This is a genomic window from Chloroflexus sp., from assembly GCF_034435895.1.
Classification (GTDB): domain Bacteria; phylum Chloroflexota; class Chloroflexia; order Chloroflexales; family Chloroflexaceae; genus Chloroflexus.
This window is the reverse complement of record NZ_DAOTWH010000164.1, coordinates 21,992-37,603: the sequence shown is the minus strand read 5'-3', so window position 1 is coordinate 37,603 and position 15,612 is coordinate 21,992. Positions and strand designations below refer to the sequence as shown.

Annotated in this window: 13 protein-coding genes; 7 read left to right on the top strand and 6 right to left on the bottom strand. The window is 57.3% G+C overall.

All coding sequences use genetic code 11. From position 1 onward, the window contains the following. Positions 1 to 46: 46 nt before the first annotated feature. Genes holA through U9R81_RS09955 form a run of 3 tightly spaced genes read right to left on the bottom strand, consistent with a single transcriptional unit; the run spans position 47 to position 3,638 of the window. Positions 47 to 1,012 (bottom strand): DNA polymerase III subunit delta, encoded by a 966-nt coding sequence (gene holA / locus U9R81_RS09965; protein WP_322495310.1) that lies wholly within the window; start codon positions 1,010 to 1,012, stop codon positions 47 to 49. Further along, positions 984 to 2,129 (bottom strand): hypothetical protein, encoded by a 1,146-nt coding sequence (locus U9R81_RS09960; protein ID WP_322495309.1) that lies wholly within the window; start codon positions 2,127 to 2,129, stop codon positions 984 to 986. The genes holA and U9R81_RS09960 overlap by 29 nt, the downstream gene beginning before the upstream one ends. A gap of 15 nt (positions 2,130 to 2,144) precedes the next feature. Further along, positions 2,145 to 3,638, bottom strand: a complete 1,494-nt coding sequence (locus U9R81_RS09955) for a PPC domain-containing protein (protein WP_322495308.1) — start codon at positions 3,636 to 3,638, stop codon at positions 2,145 to 2,147. A gap of 369 nt (positions 3,639 to 4,007) precedes the next feature. Between U9R81_RS09955 and U9R81_RS09950 the strand changes: the two genes are divergently transcribed. Beyond that, the gene (locus U9R81_RS09950) at positions 4,008 to 4,337 is read left to right on the top strand and encodes a DUF4342 domain-containing protein (protein WP_322495307.1); all 330 of its coding nucleotides are present in this window, start codon (positions 4,008 to 4,010) and stop codon (positions 4,335 to 4,337) included. A gap of 56 nt (positions 4,338 to 4,393) precedes the next feature. On the opposite strand, the gene U9R81_RS09945 is transcribed toward U9R81_RS09950, so the two are convergent. Next, on the bottom strand, positions 4,394 to 5,647 hold the full coding sequence (locus tag U9R81_RS09945; RefSeq protein ID WP_322495306.1) for a hypothetical protein: 1,254 nt from the start codon (positions 5,645 to 5,647) through the stop codon (positions 4,394 to 4,396). 232 nt (positions 5,648 to 5,879) lie between these two features. On the opposite strand from U9R81_RS09945, the gene U9R81_RS09940 reads away from it, so the two are divergent. The 6 genes from U9R81_RS09940 to U9R81_RS09915 all read left to right on the top strand — a co-directional run bounded on the left by U9R81_RS09940 (position 5,880) and on the right by U9R81_RS09915 (position 13,368). Beyond that, complete coding sequence (locus U9R81_RS09940; RefSeq protein WP_322495305.1) at positions 5,880 to 6,500, top strand: hypothetical protein; 621 nt, start codon at positions 5,880 to 5,882, stop codon at positions 6,498 to 6,500. A gap of 7 nt (positions 6,501 to 6,507) precedes the next feature. Beyond that, complete coding sequence (gene miaB / locus U9R81_RS09935; RefSeq protein ID WP_322495304.1) at positions 6,508 to 7,863, top strand: tRNA (N6-isopentenyl adenosine(37)-C2)-methylthiotransferase MiaB; 1,356 nt, start codon at positions 6,508 to 6,510, stop codon at positions 7,861 to 7,863. A 50-nt stretch (positions 7,864 to 7,913) separates the two neighbouring features. After that, a complete protein-coding gene (locus U9R81_RS09930; RefSeq protein ID WP_322495333.1) occupies positions 7,914 to 8,735 on the top strand; it encodes a tetratricopeptide repeat protein in 822 nt (273 codons plus the stop codon). A gap of 162 nt (positions 8,736 to 8,897) precedes the next feature. After that, positions 8,898 to 10,277, top strand: a complete 1,380-nt coding sequence (locus U9R81_RS09925; RefSeq protein ID WP_322495303.1) for an AAA family ATPase — start codon at positions 8,898 to 8,900, stop codon at positions 10,275 to 10,277. A 15-nt stretch (positions 10,278 to 10,292) separates the two neighbouring features. After that, positions 10,293 to 11,762, top strand: a complete 1,470-nt coding sequence (locus U9R81_RS09920) for a CpaF family protein (protein ID WP_322495302.1) — start codon at positions 10,293 to 10,295, stop codon at positions 11,760 to 11,762. Positions 11,763 to 11,877: 115 nt separating this feature from the next. Continuing rightward, positions 11,878 to 13,368, top strand: a complete 1,491-nt coding sequence (locus tag U9R81_RS09915) for a phytoene desaturase family protein (protein WP_322495301.1) — start codon at positions 11,878 to 11,880, stop codon at positions 13,366 to 13,368. Positions 13,369 to 14,062: 694 nt separating this feature from the next. Here U9R81_RS09915 and U9R81_RS09910 read toward each other — a convergent pair. Continuing rightward, positions 14,063 to 14,812 carry a 3-oxoacyl-ACP reductase family protein gene (locus U9R81_RS09910; RefSeq protein WP_322495300.1) on the bottom strand — a complete coding sequence of 250 codons (750 nt, stop codon included), beginning with the start codon at positions 14,810 to 14,812 and terminating at the stop codon, positions 14,063 to 14,065. A 48-nt stretch (positions 14,813 to 14,860) separates the two neighbouring features. Next, positions 14,861 to 15,607, bottom strand: a complete 747-nt coding sequence (locus U9R81_RS09905) for a 3-oxoacyl-ACP reductase family protein (protein ID WP_322495299.1) — start codon at positions 15,605 to 15,607, stop codon at positions 14,861 to 14,863. Between the last annotated feature and the right edge of the window lie 5 nt (positions 15,608 to 15,612).

The following is a 15,612-nucleotide window of genomic DNA, read 5'->3' as shown; positions in this document are numbered from 1 at the left end:
GCAAATGGTACGGGCGGGTTGCAAACCCACCCGTATCTTTTCTTGGCTAGCCCTGCCTCCGCTGCGCTTGGCACATCTCGACCACAAATAGCTCGAGCGCCGTTTCCGCCTGCATTTTTCCCGTCTTGATCGCATGGTCGAGTTCGAGCAGCCGGTCGTGGGCAGTGACCAATTCAGCCGCCGTAAAGTTGCGCGCCTGTTCAGCGGCTTTACGAGCGACAAACGGCTTCAATCCCAGCTCGTTGGCAATGTCGTCAGGCCGGCGGCGCTGAGCGACCAGTTGCCTCACGTGTAAGAGGATCCGGATCTGGCGCGCCAGCATAAACAACATGTATGGCGGCGCTTGGCCGTCTTCGATCAATGCCCGCGCGCCGCGCAGCGCCGCACCTAGCCGGCGCGTGCTCAGGTCATCGATGAAGGTAAACAGGTTCTGCTCTTGTTGGTCGGTGACGAGCCGGTCAACCGCTGCTTGATCGATCGTGCCGCCCCTCCCCGCATACGTGGCTAGTTTGGCCAGTTCATTCGCGAGCGCGCGGCTGTCATTGCCGGCTAAATCAACCAACCGCTGTGCGGCGGCAGGCTCGATCGTCGCTTGCAGCGATTTCGCCCGCCGTTCGATCCAGCGTAATAACTCCGGCCCGCTGAGCAGCGGAAATTCACGCACCGCGCCGCGTTTGCTCAGGTAGGTAAAGAGCAGGTGCCGTCGATCAACCTCGTCTTGTTCCACAAACACCAGATCGCATGTCGCCGGCGCCCGTTCGCAATAGTCACGCAGCTCTTCCCGCGCTTTGCCGGCTTTGCTATGCTTGAGCGCATCGTACACGATCACCAGCCGCCGATCGGCCAGAAATGGGTGCGCTTCACAGGCGGCGACTAATTGCTCGATGGTGAGTTTGCGCCCATCAAGCACACTGATATTCAGATCGGCTACTGCTGCCGGCAAGCTGGCCCGCATTTCAGCGACCGCTTCGCTGCGGGCTAGCTCATTTGGCCCGTAGAATAGGTAAATCATCGTTCGTTTCAGTATCAAGGGCGCAAGCAATGGCTACAATCAAGCGGGCAGCCCGTTCGGCTAACAAAGGGTTGAAGGTGTTCTCGCCGTTCGCTACCGCGCGAATGCTCAAGGTGCGAAATCCGCGCTGCCGCAATGGTGAGAGCAGTTCGTCACGTACCGCTTGGGTGTGCGGTTCCAAATCAATCACCGGTTCAGCGCGATCGGCGTCTATTGCCAGCCGGTACAGCAGCGGATCGGCTGGCTCGTGCCGGAAGACGCCGCTGCGGCTGATAATGGCTAATTGCCCGCAGGCGAGCGGCCCTAAGCCGATGATGAGCGTATTGGCCGGCTCGAAGGGGTAGCGCGCGATCAAAGCTTTGAGACCGTTTTGGTCGCAGTAGGCTGCGCCCACAGCTCCTGCCCACACCTCCACGTGCTGTAAGCGCGGGATGGTCTGGCCGGCAATGATCAGCGTCGCCAAGGCTGCGATCCCGCCATCGGGCTGCATGAGCGGTAGCTGGCGGCGCGTGGCCCAGAGCCACAACAATGCACCGGCGCAGGCGATGATTGCCAATGTCCAGCGTAGTGCTGATACAGTGGGGGTGGCAGCGATTGCCAACGGCAGGCTGCCGAGTGCCAGCCGGGCCAGCAACCCTTCGTATGTCGGCGCAATCAAGCGCGCGAGGCCGCGCCAAACCGGTGGCGTATCCAGCGGCGCCAGCAACACCAACCGCCAGCGTGGCTGGGGCGAGGTTTGGGTGTCAGCTACCTCGATCGGGCGCACCGCAATGATATTTTGGCTGATCCCTCGTTGGCGGAGCGGAGGCAATGGCGCATACATTCCATCAATCAGCAGCAGCGCCATCAGCCAGAGGCTAAACGCTATGCCTGCTACTGGCTGCCAAGCTGCCAACCCGATCGCCGCCATCAACCCAATCGCCGCCGGTGCGAGCCGGGTGCCCGGGTGCGCGGCAGCGGGCAAGGAATGGGTTGCGACACTGAAGCCCGCCTGTCGCAGGCGGGCATTGATCTGCGCGGCTGCCATCGCTTCCGCCGCCGAAGTTGCTGGCCGGGGGCCAAGCTGGTCAATGAGTTCAACGACGACCCCGGTGCTATCTAAGGTGCGCGCCGGCATCATTCCTCTACATCACTAAGGCGTTGGTGTTACGGTTGGTGCCGGTGTCTGGGTTGGATCCGTCACTATCGGCGCTTTAATCGGTGTTGACGTTGCTGGCGGTGTGGCGGGATTTCGCGGCAAACCGGGTAGCGGCGCATCTGGTCGCCGGCAATCAGTCTGGCCGGGCAAGCAGAGAAGCAAGACCAAATCGTAGCGAATGAATTGGTTGCCAATATCACCGACGTTCTTGATCTGCGCGAAGTAGAACCCGTCCACTTTAGGTGTAAACTCAATCTGCGAGTCGAGCGTATTGCCTCCCAGCATATCATCGTTGATATCAAGGATGCTGACGCCATCGCGATCGGCTAATACCAGCACCGTATCTGCGCCGGCCTGCGTCTCGCCGTTGACGGAAGTCGAGCCGCGGTAGCGTCGGGTATCAGTATAGATGACATAGCGTTTGCCGGCTTTGGCAAAGAATGTCACCCAATCGGCATCGCCAGTCGGGCAGAGACGACGGTTCTCTTGCACCTCGTTCGAGGTGATCAGCCGCGCTTGCTCAGGTAAGCCATCCGGTTCAAAGATATCAAGACAGACCGCCTCGACCGGTGCTGGCGTGGGGCCATAGCTTTCATCGAGCAATGCGATCACGTAGGTGTAATCGGTCCCGCCGCGTCCGGCGGTGTCACGGACCCGGATGTAATAGATTCCGTCAGCCGGAATGCGCACAGTAATGCGCGGCCGGGTGTCGCCGGGGTTGGGGTTGGCCGGATCGCGATTGAAGAAATCGTCGTTGAACGCCACCCGGTTGAGATTGCTGTCGAGCAATTCCAATGACAGATCAATTCCCGGTTTCATCACCGGCACATCAATGGTATATACTTTGCCTTCCACCCCGCCAAAATAGAGCCAATCCTCATCGCCGGTCGGGCAGATGACGTGCTCTTGCGGGATCTGCACATCGATCCGTTTAGCCTGCGCCGGGAAGTTGTCTGGTTCAAAACCATCGAAACAAATGGGTGTTGGCGTTATTGTTGGGATAGGAGTAGGAGTTGGTGTGGGTGTATTAGTGGGAATAATTACATTTACCGTAATGGGAAGCGTTACAGGATTGGTTGGCGCACTAGCGCGTACAGCAGCACTAGCGCGTACAGCATTGATAGTAATGAGGAAAGTTCCCACAGTTGCCGTCACGGGAATGCTATACAAAAACGTAAATGTCTGTGAAGCGTTTGTATCGAGAGTGACTGACGCGGTGGGAATAATGGTGACGGCTGGCCAGCCGGTTGGCTGGCTAGCCGAAATCGTAAATGTATCAGCCGGCCCCTGATTTTGTAAGGTTGCCGTAACCTGTATCACGCTTGGGCCGGGTTGGCCTGAAGATGTTATGGCGATCGGACTCCAAATGACATTGACCGGTACTACCGGCGCAGCCACAACTGAAAACTGCTGAAGGGCAAGGAGCACTATGAGCAGGGTTGAAACGAGCGCAACAGTAATGTTTCGGGTGCGAACAGAGGGTGTCATGCTGCTTGCCGGCTCCTCTGCTTACAGGGCAACGAATCCTCTCCTATTATACGCTGTCGCTGCCCTGAGTGTCAAACGTTTTGTGCGCTGAGGCGCATCAAGATGAGGATGGCTGCCTGTTTTGATGCTAGCCTGCAGCTATGAGCAGAAAGCCATTGGTAAGATGGGGTATTGTTTAGTCTGAAACTATATCAGCTAACAATCTGGTGGTATTCATAAAAGTTATGCTAAAAATATCGAAATTTGATAATTAAAATGTCTGTACCGTCGGTGAAGAGTTCATTTCACGCAAAGCGACGGCCTGCAATTACACTGTACTATAGCGGAGTATATTTCAGACAGAGCGCCAGCACGGCGCAGGAGGGGACCATGGACATCGCGATTGAGCTCGTTCATGGCTGGCGCTTGCTCGCTCGCGTGCGCGAGCTGATTAATGAGCCGGGCGCGCAGCGGCTGATTATTCGGAATGAAGACGGTGAGGACCTGATCGAGATCGGGGTTCCCGCTATGCTGGCTGGCGTTACCACTCGCCCAGTGTTGGCCGCCGTCAAGGCGATTGCCGACGAGATGCCGCGGGTGACAGTTGAGATTGTTCGTGGGGGGATGCTGGCGCGCGCAGTTGGCGAACCTGAGCCCGAGACCGATGAGGAGTTTGATCGTGCGATCGATGTGGTTGAGCCGGTGTTTGAGCGGTATTGATCGTCTATCCTAGAGCCGAGTGTTGGCGCAGGCGGTTGCATTGGTGCAACCGCCTTTTAGTTGTTCCAACCAAACAATGCTAGCCATGGGAAGGCTCGCTCGTAGGTCGCAAACATAAGCCACATTGGTAATTGCCAACTGACAATGAACAGCATGCTTCCAATCCATAGCGCGGTGTTGTTTCTGAGCGCAGGAGGAAATGTGGCGCACTGCTTGTATATCAATTGCGCTAGTATGAGGGTTGTGCAAGTCACATGAATGTTAATAAATCTGCCATAGTCTGCTGCAACGATAAACAACGGCGCGGTTGCGATCAGTGATAATCCCCATAAACCGCCGATGAACGCTAGCGCGTTGCGTGACAAGTATTGCCATAATCGATAGGTAGTAATCGTTACGATAATGGGGACTGCGCTAAGCAAGCCGGTGACCAGATAGACGGTTGTCGTCTCGGCAGTAGTGTACGATCGGGTAAATTGCATACCCTGTTGGGTGGTTGCGCCGAGAAATGTGATTGATCCAAGTGCATTCGGTTCGGTGCAATCTCGTGGCATTGCCGTTTGGAGCGATGCGCAGATGGCGTTGATGGTGGCAGGATCGGCTTGCGGCGCGCGTATGATCATGCCGGCAATGATAATGGCTGGTAGCAATGCTAAGCTTGTCATTCGCGAGAGCCGGCCAAATCCTTGTTCGTGGCTAACGGTGGCCATCAGCAAGTAAGGGAGATATAAAACGAGCATTTCATGTGATAGGATAACCAATACTGCGCCAATACCGGTCAGTAGAGGTAATATTATTGAGGATAAGGTTGATTTGCGTAAAACTAGCAGTTGCAAGCACAAGAGAATTCCAAACAAGACTTCTTTGCGCACGCCGAGGTGCGGCCAAGTAAAGATCATAAAGAGGAGAAAAGCTGGAGAAAATAATAGTATGACCGTGGATGGTGAAGCATCTGTTTGATGAATGAGTAGATAAACTAGTACTACAAATATGATAATAGTTGTGATCTGCGTAATGATGGTAAGCTTAATAATGTCAAGTGCTAGCCAATGTGAAATCTGCCATAAAATCTCACCAATCAACCCGCGCCGGACAAAGCCGCCTTGGTAGTTGATGAACCATTCACCAAGCAGCCATTCATGGGCTGTAGGTTGGCTCCATAGCAGGAATCCTAAATAGCTTTGTACAAAGACGATGGCGCTCAGCGTTGCAAAAAGCATGCGCTCCATCCAACCTTGCTTGCGGTTATCGCGGGTATTGGCGGTGTTTTGGCGGGGGTGAGCCTGAGCATGGTGCGATTCAATCGCCATCGTTGCTCTCGCGTCGATTCGGTTGCGCCTATTGCTTATAGTATAGCAGCCGGATCCTCATTGTCCATTACCATCGCGCAGCGATGCTGCGCCAAAGACTAGGATGATACAATTCATGCGGCTGGCTGCGCCGTGCTGCGATGCGGGATCGAGAGGGCGGTTCACGCAGTGATACAATGATAATATGGTATACTAAAAGTTGCGCGATGTGCGCTCAGTGAGGAGAAACCCTATGTCTGCTCATGCTCCCGCCGAACTCGATCTGGCGGTTGCGTCATTGATTATGGTGCGGCCCGATGAGGATCGTGCCGAGTACGAAGAACAGTACGAAAGTGTTGCTGCCGTGCAGGATCAACTGCGCGAGTACGGTATTGATATCGATTTGCTCAGCCAACCCGGCGTCGAGGTGTGGGAAGGCTCGATCGAGACGATGGGTGCGCTCTACCAGTTGGCCCGCATGGCGGCCCATCTCGAGCGGGGCAATGATTTGGCCCCGATTATCGCCGATGGCCCCGTTCTTGAAGAGGATCTCGATCGCGCCGTGACCGATGTCTGGGACGAGTTGGTCCCCAGCCGGTATCGCCATCTGATCAACTTGCAGGGGATCAATAGCTATTACCTGCCGGTTGATTTCGCTGATCCAATCTATCTGCCGTTTGAAGATGATGAGGGTGAAGAAGATCAAGCCTTCTTCGGCTCGTCGGTGCAGTTGCTGCGCGAGTTGTCTGAGTTGGCGCCGCAGTTGATCAAAGCCGGCGTCTCGCCGCGCTCCGATGCCTTCCGCTGCCTTGAGTCGCTCCGCGAAGCGGCGCGCCAAAGTATGGAGTGCGGTTTGCCGGTCATCGTCTGGTAAAGGTTCCATGCAGGATGTGATCTTTTTCGATCAGCGTCCCCGTCCCGATCGTGATCAGACGCCGCGCGAGCGGCGCTATTACGTCTGGACGGTGGGGTGCCAGATGAATATCTCTGACTCCGAACGGTTGGAAGCTGCCTTACAAGGGGTGGGCTATAGCCCGGCTGCCCGCCCCGAAGAGGCAAGCTTTATCGTGCTCAATTCGTGCAGCGTGCGCGCGTCTGCCGAGGAGCGGATTCTGGGCAAGCTCGGCGAGCTGGTGCGGGTGAAACGGGCCCATCCTGATACCAAGGTGGTGCTCTGGGGTTGCATGGTCGGCCCCAATAACCGCTCGATCTTCGCCGAGCAGTTGCCGATGGTCGATCATTTCGTCTCGCCTTCCGCCGTTGATGAGGTGGTCGCCCTTGCTCCCAACCCAGTCTATACCCTCGATGAGCCGGCCTTGCCGGTGCGCGATTGGCGCCATCCGCCGGTTTCGGTGCATGTCCCGATCCAATATGGCTGCAATATGACCTGCTCGTATTGCGTCATTCCGCTCCGCCGGGGCCGCGAGCGTTCGCGCCCCTTGGCCGAGATTGTCGAGGAAGTGCGCCGGATCGTTGCGCGCGGCGCCAAGGAGATTACCCTCCTTGGCCAGATTGTCGATTCGTGGGGCCATGACCTCCCTAGCCGGCCTGAGCTGGCTGATCTGCTCGAGGCGGTCGATCCCATCCCCGGTTTGCTCCGGCTCCGTTTCCTTACCTCGCATCCGGCGTGGATGACCGATCGCTTGATCGAAACTGTCGCTCGCTTGCCGCGCTGCCAGCCTGAAATCAATTTGCCGGTGCAGGCCGGCTCCGACCGCGTGCTGAAGTTGATGCGGCGCGGCTATACCGTTGCGCGCTACAAGGCGTTGATTGCTAAAATCCGTGCCGCTATTCCCCATATCTCGTTGACCACCGATATAATCGTTGGCCATCCCGGCGAGACCGAAGACGATTTTCGCCAAACGATGGAACTCTGCGCCGAGATTGGTTTTGATAAGGTGCATATTGCCGCCTTCTCGGCGCGTCCCGGCACCCGTGCTGCCGAACAGGAACAGGATCCGGCGCTCGCCGTGCCGCCAGAGGTGAAGGAAGAACGCCGCCGCCGGCTCGAGCAGTTGCAAGAACAGATTGCCACCGAACGGATGGCTCGCTTCCTCGGCCAGACGGTTGAGGTCTTGGTCGAAGGCGAGAGCAAAGGCAAGTGGCGTGGCCGTACTCCCGGCAACCGGCTGGTCTTCTTTAGCCATCCTGCCGATCTGACCGGCCAATTGGTGCCGGTGCATATTACTGTGACCAGTCCATGGTCGTTGCAGGGTGTACCGCAACTCGATCAATAGGTTCAGTGCCTAACCCAAGGAGAACGACCTTGTCAAAGCAAGATGAAAAGATGCGGATTCGCCGCCGCCTGCAAGAAAAGGCGATTGAATTGGCTGCCTTGAATCGCTGGCAAGAGGCGGTTGAGTTGAACCAGCAGCTGTTGCGCGTGAGCGAAGATGCCGAGACGTATAATCGGTTGGGGAAGGCGCTGTTTGAGCTGGGTAAGTATACCGATAGCCACCGCGCCTATCAGAATGCCCTGCGCCTGAATGCCTCCAATCCGATTGCGCGTAAGAATGTTGCTCGCCTCGAGGCGCTGCTGGCGCGTGGTATCACTGAAGCGCCGGTGACCCGCTCGACCCGCCAACAGGTCGATATGCGCATGTTTATTACTGAAACCGGTCGCACTGCCCTGACCTCGCTGGTTGATGTGCAGCGCGGCCCCGCCGTCGATGCCCTCATTACTGGCGAAAAGGTGGAATTGCGCGTTGAGGGCAAGATGGTCTATGTCGTCGATCTGGATGACAATTGGATTGGCCGGATTGAGCCGAAACTCAGCCATCGCCTCGTTGAGCTGATGAATGGCGGCAATCGCTATCTCGCTGCGGTCGTGCAGTCTGATTCGCGTAATGTGCGGATTCTGATCCGCGAAATTTATCAAGACCCCAGCCAGCGTGGGCGCGTTTCTTTCCCCGGTAAGCTCGGTGAAGGCGCTACCGTCCTCTCCTCGATCCGCTTCGATGATTATGAGGATGTGCTCGACGAAGAAGAGTTGGTTGAAGAGACCGAAACGCTTGATGAGGACTTTATCGGCGGCGATGAAGATGAAGAGATTGGTCTCGATGAGATCGATCAAGATATCGCCGACGAAGATGATCATCTCGAAGAGTGACCTCTGCGCCGGCGTCAGCACCGATCCTGACGCCGGCTTCCCCTTGCGCTCCGCCTCGTGGATAGCTATACTACACTCTAGCAGGTGTGCGTCTCACCGGTATGCGTTGGGAGACCGCTGCCGCGCCCTGCTTTTCCGGCACTATGGCAGAAAGGGTAGGTTATGAGCTTCCGTCTGCACGAAGTGAATCCGGCGGCCACTCCAGCGAGCGCGCCTTCGCAACGGATGCCTGAGATACCGCCACAGCCGGCCACCATCGCTGAGACGGGTCTGTCACTGGGTTTTCTAACCGATCATGTGCTGAAGGTGATCTATTTTTCCGGCGCCATCACCGGCCAGAAGCTCGAAGAGACGATTAAGCTGCCCTTTCTCGGCGTGATTGATAAGGTGCTTGAGTTTCTCAAGTTGGAAGAATATGTCGATATCATTGGCGCTGAAGGCGGTTTTAGCGAGCGTTCGTTTCAATACGTCATCACTGGCAAGGGCCGTAATAAGGTTCACGAAGTGATCGATCGGAACCAGTACGCCGGCCCGGCCCCGGTGCCGTTGCAGCAGTATGTTGATATCACCCTCCGCCAGAGCATCGGCGAACTGGTGATCGATCAGGCGACGATTCGCAAGGCGTTTAGCCATCTGGTCGTCAGCGAGAAGATGCTCGATAAGATTGGTCCAGCCGCAAATTCCGCCCGCTCGCTCTTCCTGTACGGCCCTCCCGGCAATGGGAAAACTACCATTGCCGAGGGGATTGCAAATCTGCTCGGCGGGTTGGTGATTATTCCCTACGCGGTTGAAATTGATGGCCAGATTATCAAGGTCTTCGATCCGCTCAACCATCAGGTTGTGCAGGTTAACGAAGTCAGCCATGCCGAACTGCCGCCGCCATCACCGTTTGGCGGGCCGGTGGCAGCGCCGACGACGACCTATCCCGATGCGCGGTGGGTGGTCTGCAAACGACCGCGGGTGATGGTGGGCGGCGAGCTTGAACTCGAACAGCTTGAGCTGATCTTCGACCCGATTTCAAAGGTCTACGAAGCGCCGTTCCAGATGAAGGCCAATGGCGGCCTCTTCTTGATCGATGACTTTGGCCGCCAGAAGTGCCGCCCGCAAGATCTGCTCAACCGCTGGATTGTGCCGCTCGAAAAGAAGGTTGACTTCCTTGCCTTGCAAACTGGCAAGAAGATTCAAGTGCCGTTTGATGTGCTGATCGTCTTTTCCACCAATCTCAACCCCAAAGATTTGGTTGACGATGCGTTCTTGCGCCGCATTCGCCATAAGATCGAGGTGCCCAATCCATCGCCAACCGAGTTTCGGGCGATCTTCCAGCTCGTGTGCAAACAAAAACGCATCCCGTATAGCGATGATGGTTTGCGCTACCTCATCCAAGAACACTATATGAAAGTTGGACGCGAGCTGCGCTCGTGCCATCCGCGTGATTTGTGCGATCAGATATTGGATGAATCGAAATACCGTGGTATTCCGCCGGCGATGTCTCGCGAGTTGATCGATCGCGCCTGCGAAGCGTATTTCGTCAAGCTCGGCTAAGGAGGTTGAATCACTATGTCGCTGCTCAAACGTCTCACCGGTAATCCTGCTCAGCCCGAGCCTGCGCCGGTTGTTGCCACCCCTCCCCCGCCGGCTCCGGCAGCGACTGTCGCTCCGGCGCCTCCTCCTCCGCCGCCCCCGGCAGCTGCTCCGGCTGCGCCGGCGCGCCCGGCGGTGCAAGATGCAACACCGGCGAATGACCAGAAGCGCATGCTCGATCTGTCGCTCTGGATTGTAGACCGAATTCAGGCTTCGTTAGGCAATCAGACCGAACTGAAACGCTCTCCTGAGACCGAACGGCTATTGCAAGAGCGTTTTGCCCGCGTCTATCAGCAGGCAAACGTGAATTTGCCTGATCAAGATGTCAAGAAGCTCTTCGCCATGGTGTGCGATGAGCTGTTTGGCTTTGGGCCGATCCAGCCGTTGCTCGATGATGATAGCATCTCGGAAATCATGGTCAATGGCCCCTACAAAGTCTACATCGAGCAAAAAGGCAAGCTCAAGCTGACCGATGTCCGCTTTGCTTCTGATGAGCACGTGATGAAGATTATTGATCGCATTATTCGCCCGTTGGGCCGCCGTATCGACCGCAAGTGGCCGATGGTTGACGCTCGCTTGCCCGACGGTTCGCGCGTTAATGCGATCATTCCGCCCTGTGCGATTGATGGCTCTACGATTACGATCCGCAAGTTTTCTAAGAATAAGCTTAAGGTCGAAGATCTGATCCGCTTTGGTTCGATGACGCCAGAGATGGCCGAGTTCCTGCGGGCCTGCGTCGTCTCGCGTTTGAATATTGTGGTCGCCGGCGGCACCGGCTCTGGTAAGACGACCTTGCTCAACGTGCTCTCGAACTTCATCCCTGAAGATGAACGGATTGTGACGATTGAAGATAGCGCCGAATTGCAATTGGCCCAAGAACACGTTGTCCGCCTCGAAGCGAAACCGCCGGAGATTGATGGCACTGGCCGGGTGTCGATCCGCGATTTGGTGATTAACTCGCTGCGTATGCGCCCTGAGCGGATCGTGATCGGCGAGTGTCGCGGCGGTGAGACGCTCGATATGTTGCAGGCGATGAATACCGGTCACGATGGCTCGCTGACTACGCTCCACGCCAATGCGCCGCGCGAGGCGATCGCTCGTATGGAGACAATGTCTTTGATGGCTGGCATGGATATGCCGCTGAAGGTGATCCGCGAGCAGATTGCGTCGGCGATCGACCTGATTGTGCAGCAGAGCCGCCTCGAAGACGGTTCGCGTAAAGTCGCCTACATTACCGAAGTGCAGGGCATGGAGGGCGATACCGTCGTGCTGCAAGATATCTTTAAGCTCGAAATCCTCGGCAAGACTGGCGAGGGTAAATTGATCACTGAATTGCGCCCGACCGGGGTGCGGCCCAAATTTACCCCTCGCCTCGAACAGCACGGCTTCAAACTGCCGCCGAGCATCTTCGGCGCGCAGATTCCGGGCCAGCGGGGCCGGTTTTAGTCGGTGAACGTCACGCAAAGACGCGTAGGCGCAGCGGGTTGGCCGGGTGGCTTGCGATCAGCACCCGGCAATTGCTTGCGTCTTGGAGTCTTTGCGTTTTATCTTGTGTCACGTTATGGCGCATCCAACCCAACTTCCGATAATCATTGTTGGCGGCGGCTTGGGCGGCTTGGCGGCGGCGATCCGGCTGGCTGCCCAAGGCCGGCGCGTTATCCTTTGTGAAAAGAACGAACGTGTCGGCGGCAAGCTGAACCTCCATCAGGCCGAGGGGTATACCTTCGATACCGGCCCGTCGTTGTTGACGATGCCATGGGTGATCCGCGAGCTGTTCGCCGCCGCCAACCGCCGGATGGATGACTATCTCTGCCTTGAGCAAGTGGAGCCGACCTGCCGCTATTTCTGGCTCGATGGCGCGCGCTTTGATGCGTGGCAGCGACTGCCCCAGTTGATCCAAGAGATCGAGCGCATTAGCCCGGCTGATGTGCCCAACTTCTTTCGCTTTATGGCCCATACTGCCCGTATCTACGATGCAGTGGCCGGCCCCTTTCTGCTGCGCCCGTTCGATGGCCTGCGCGAATTGATCACGCCAACGATGGCGCGCCATGCCCTGCGCATCGATTCGTTCCGCAGCGTTGATGCGGCGGTGCGCGCGTTCTTCCGCAGCTCTCACCTGCGCCAGCTCTTTAATCGCTATGCGACCTACAACGGCTCATCGCCGTACCTGTCACCCGCCACGTTTAACCTGATTGCCTATATCGAGCTAGCGGAAGGCGGTTGGTATGTGCGCGGCGGGATGTACCAATTGGCCGTGGCGCTGGCCCGTTTGGCTGCAGAGCTGGGGGTTGAGCTGCGCACGAGCGCGCCGGTGGTCGAGATCATCGTTGAGCGCGGCAGTGCGCGCGGGGTGCGACTGGCCGATGACACGGTCCTGCCGGCTGCGGCAGTGGTGGTGAACGCCGATCCGCAATACGCTTACGAGCGGCTGATCCCCGGCGGCCAGCGCGAGGCGGCGCGCCTCGCCCGGATTGAACCGTCATACAGCGGGGTGGTGCTCTTTCTCGGCGTTGAGGGCGATTTTCCGCAGTTAGCCCACCACAACATCTTCTTTGGCGGCGACTATCCGGCTGAGTTTCAGGCGATCGTGCGCGAGCGTCGTCCCGCCCTCGATCCGACGGTGTATATCGCTGCGACGTGCCGCTCCGACCCGGCGCATGCCCCACCCGGTCACATGAATCTGTTTGTGCTGGTGAATGCGCCGGCTGATGATGGCCGGATCGACTGGGAAGCCGTGCTGCCGGCTTACCGCGATCACATCATCGCCAAACTTGAGACGATGGGCTTGCGCGGTTTGCGGCATGCCATTCGCTACACCCATCATTGGACGCCGCGCGATCTGGCGCAGCGCTACAATGCCGCTTTTGGCGCTATCTATGGCATCAGCTCCAATTCCCCGTTTGCCGCTTTTGCCCGTCCGCCCCTGCGCGCGCGCCGGGTGCGCGGCCTGTATTTCGTCGGTGGCGGCACCCATCCCGGCGGCGGTATCCCGTTGGTCTTGCTTTCAGGGCAAGCAGTAGCGGCCCGGATCGCGGCTGATATGCCGGTGTAAACAAAAAACACTTTACACTCCTGTAGTTGTGCCTGACGAATATTTAATAGCTTTTTAACCTTCCGATGGCTGATAGTACAAAGAATTGTGTTTTATCATCGTTAAGTTACGATTAAGTACTTGATTTTTGACCTTCAGGGTGCTATGATAAGGCCGTAGCCTCGAGAGAATATCAGAAACCGGAAGGAGGAACCAACCACTTAGGTGCAACCGGAAAGCAAGCGCTTCATCTCTAATGTAAAGAGTTATGTGTGGGTAAGTCTAGAGAGATGAAGCGTAAGTTCGGAGAAACGACCGCCATCGAAAAAGAAGGTAAGGATGATGGGGTCGGGGAGACGAACAAACAAGCGCCAGATTACTGCTGAGTAATCGGATGCTCTGCGAGCCGTACGGTTGCCTCCCAAACAAACTCACCGCGTTGGGTAAGAAGGAGCTGCTGTCCCACGCTGGATGGTGAGATAATCCAATAGCAAAAGCTAGCCCGGCGCATAATCTGCTGAAGGCGGAGCAGCTAAAGGACCTGTGAGGGTACGGTGGTTTGGAACCTTCTTGCCGCTCTGGTGGACTCTCGAGGCGGTTGGTTTCCAAGAGGGTTTAACGTAGGCGGGTAATTAAGTTGATCCGTTTAGTCGCGATGCGGTAGGCAACTACCGCATCTGCGTTTTTATGCTGGCATAGGTGGAACGCTGCACCCCTACGCCATCGTCCAGCCGCCATCGACGGCCAGCGTCTGTCCGGTGATGTACGATGCTACCGGCGATGCAAGGAAGAGCACGGCGGCGGCGACCTCTTCTGGTTTCCCCAACCGGCGTAACGCGATAATATTCGCGCTCCACTCTTGGATCGGTTTGGGAATGGCCTGTACGAGCTCTGTTTCGATCATTCCCGGTGCGACCGCGTTGACGGTGATCTGCCACGGCGCCGCTTCACGGGCTAAGGCACGCGTCAGCCCGATGATCCCGCCGGCTGCCGCGGCAAAGTCGGCTTGGCCGGGAAAGCCAGAGGATCCGTAGAGCGCAGCTACATTGATAATCCGTCCGTAGCGCTGTTGCATCATCGGGCGTAGTGCGGCGCGGCAGGTGTGATAGACCCCGCTCAGGTTGGTTTGGATCGTTTGGCGCCAACGCTCGCTGCTCATCTCGCTCAGCGGGCCATAATCGGCGATCCCGGCGCTGTTGATCAAGATATCAAGCTGGCCCCACCGCTCGAGTGCTGCATTCACCAATGCAGGCCCACTGTCAACTTCGCGGACATCGATTGCCAGTGCTGCAGCTTCGCTGCCAAGCGATTGGGCCACGGCGACAATGCTGGCAGCAGCAGGCTCGTCGTGATGGTACCCTACCAACACCCGCGCGCCATGCCGGGCAAGGCCGCGCACAATCGCTTGCCCAATCCCTCCCGACCCGCCGGTGACGATTGCTACTTGTCCGGTGAAGTCGATCATAGTTGCTTCTATCCCGTTCCTTGGTACGGTCATTGCCGTGCAACAACCCTACGGCATCACCCAACCGCCGTCGATGGTCAAGACATGGCCGGTAATGTACGAAGCGCGTGGCGAAACGAGAAACCGGATGGCGGCAGCGACCTCTTCTGGGCGGCCAAACCGGCCCAACGCGATCGCTTGCAGCGCCCATGCCCGTAACGCTTCCGGCACGGTTTCCACCATATCGGTTTCGATATAACCGGGAGCGACTACATTGACGGTAATGCCGTCACGAGCAACTTCACGGGCGAGCGAACGGTTCAAGCCGATAATGCCGGCTTTGGCGGCGGCATAATTCGTTTGGCCGACATTGCCGGCCAGCGCCGCTAGCGAACTGACCGACACGATCCGGCCATAGCCGGCAGCGCGCATAGCTGGTAGAACGGCGCGACAACAGAGAAACACCGAGGTCAGATCGGTTTCAATCACCTGTTGCCATTGCTCAGGGCGCAGGCGGGCCAGTGGCGCATCGGCAGTGATACCGGCATTATTGACCAGCACATCGATCCGGCCCCAGCGTTCTAATGCTGCTTGCACCATGCTTGCCACTGCCCGCTCATCGGCAACGTTGGCCTGATAAGCGAACGCATCACCGCCATTGGCGACAATTTCAGCCGCCAAAGCTTCAGCCGCCGAGGCGCTCCGCTGATAGTTGATCAATACGCGCGCCCCAGCAGCAGCCAGCTCAATGGTTGTGGCGCGCCCGATCCCGCGCGCGCCACCGGTAATAATGGCAACCTGCCCCTGCAATTCCATAGCAT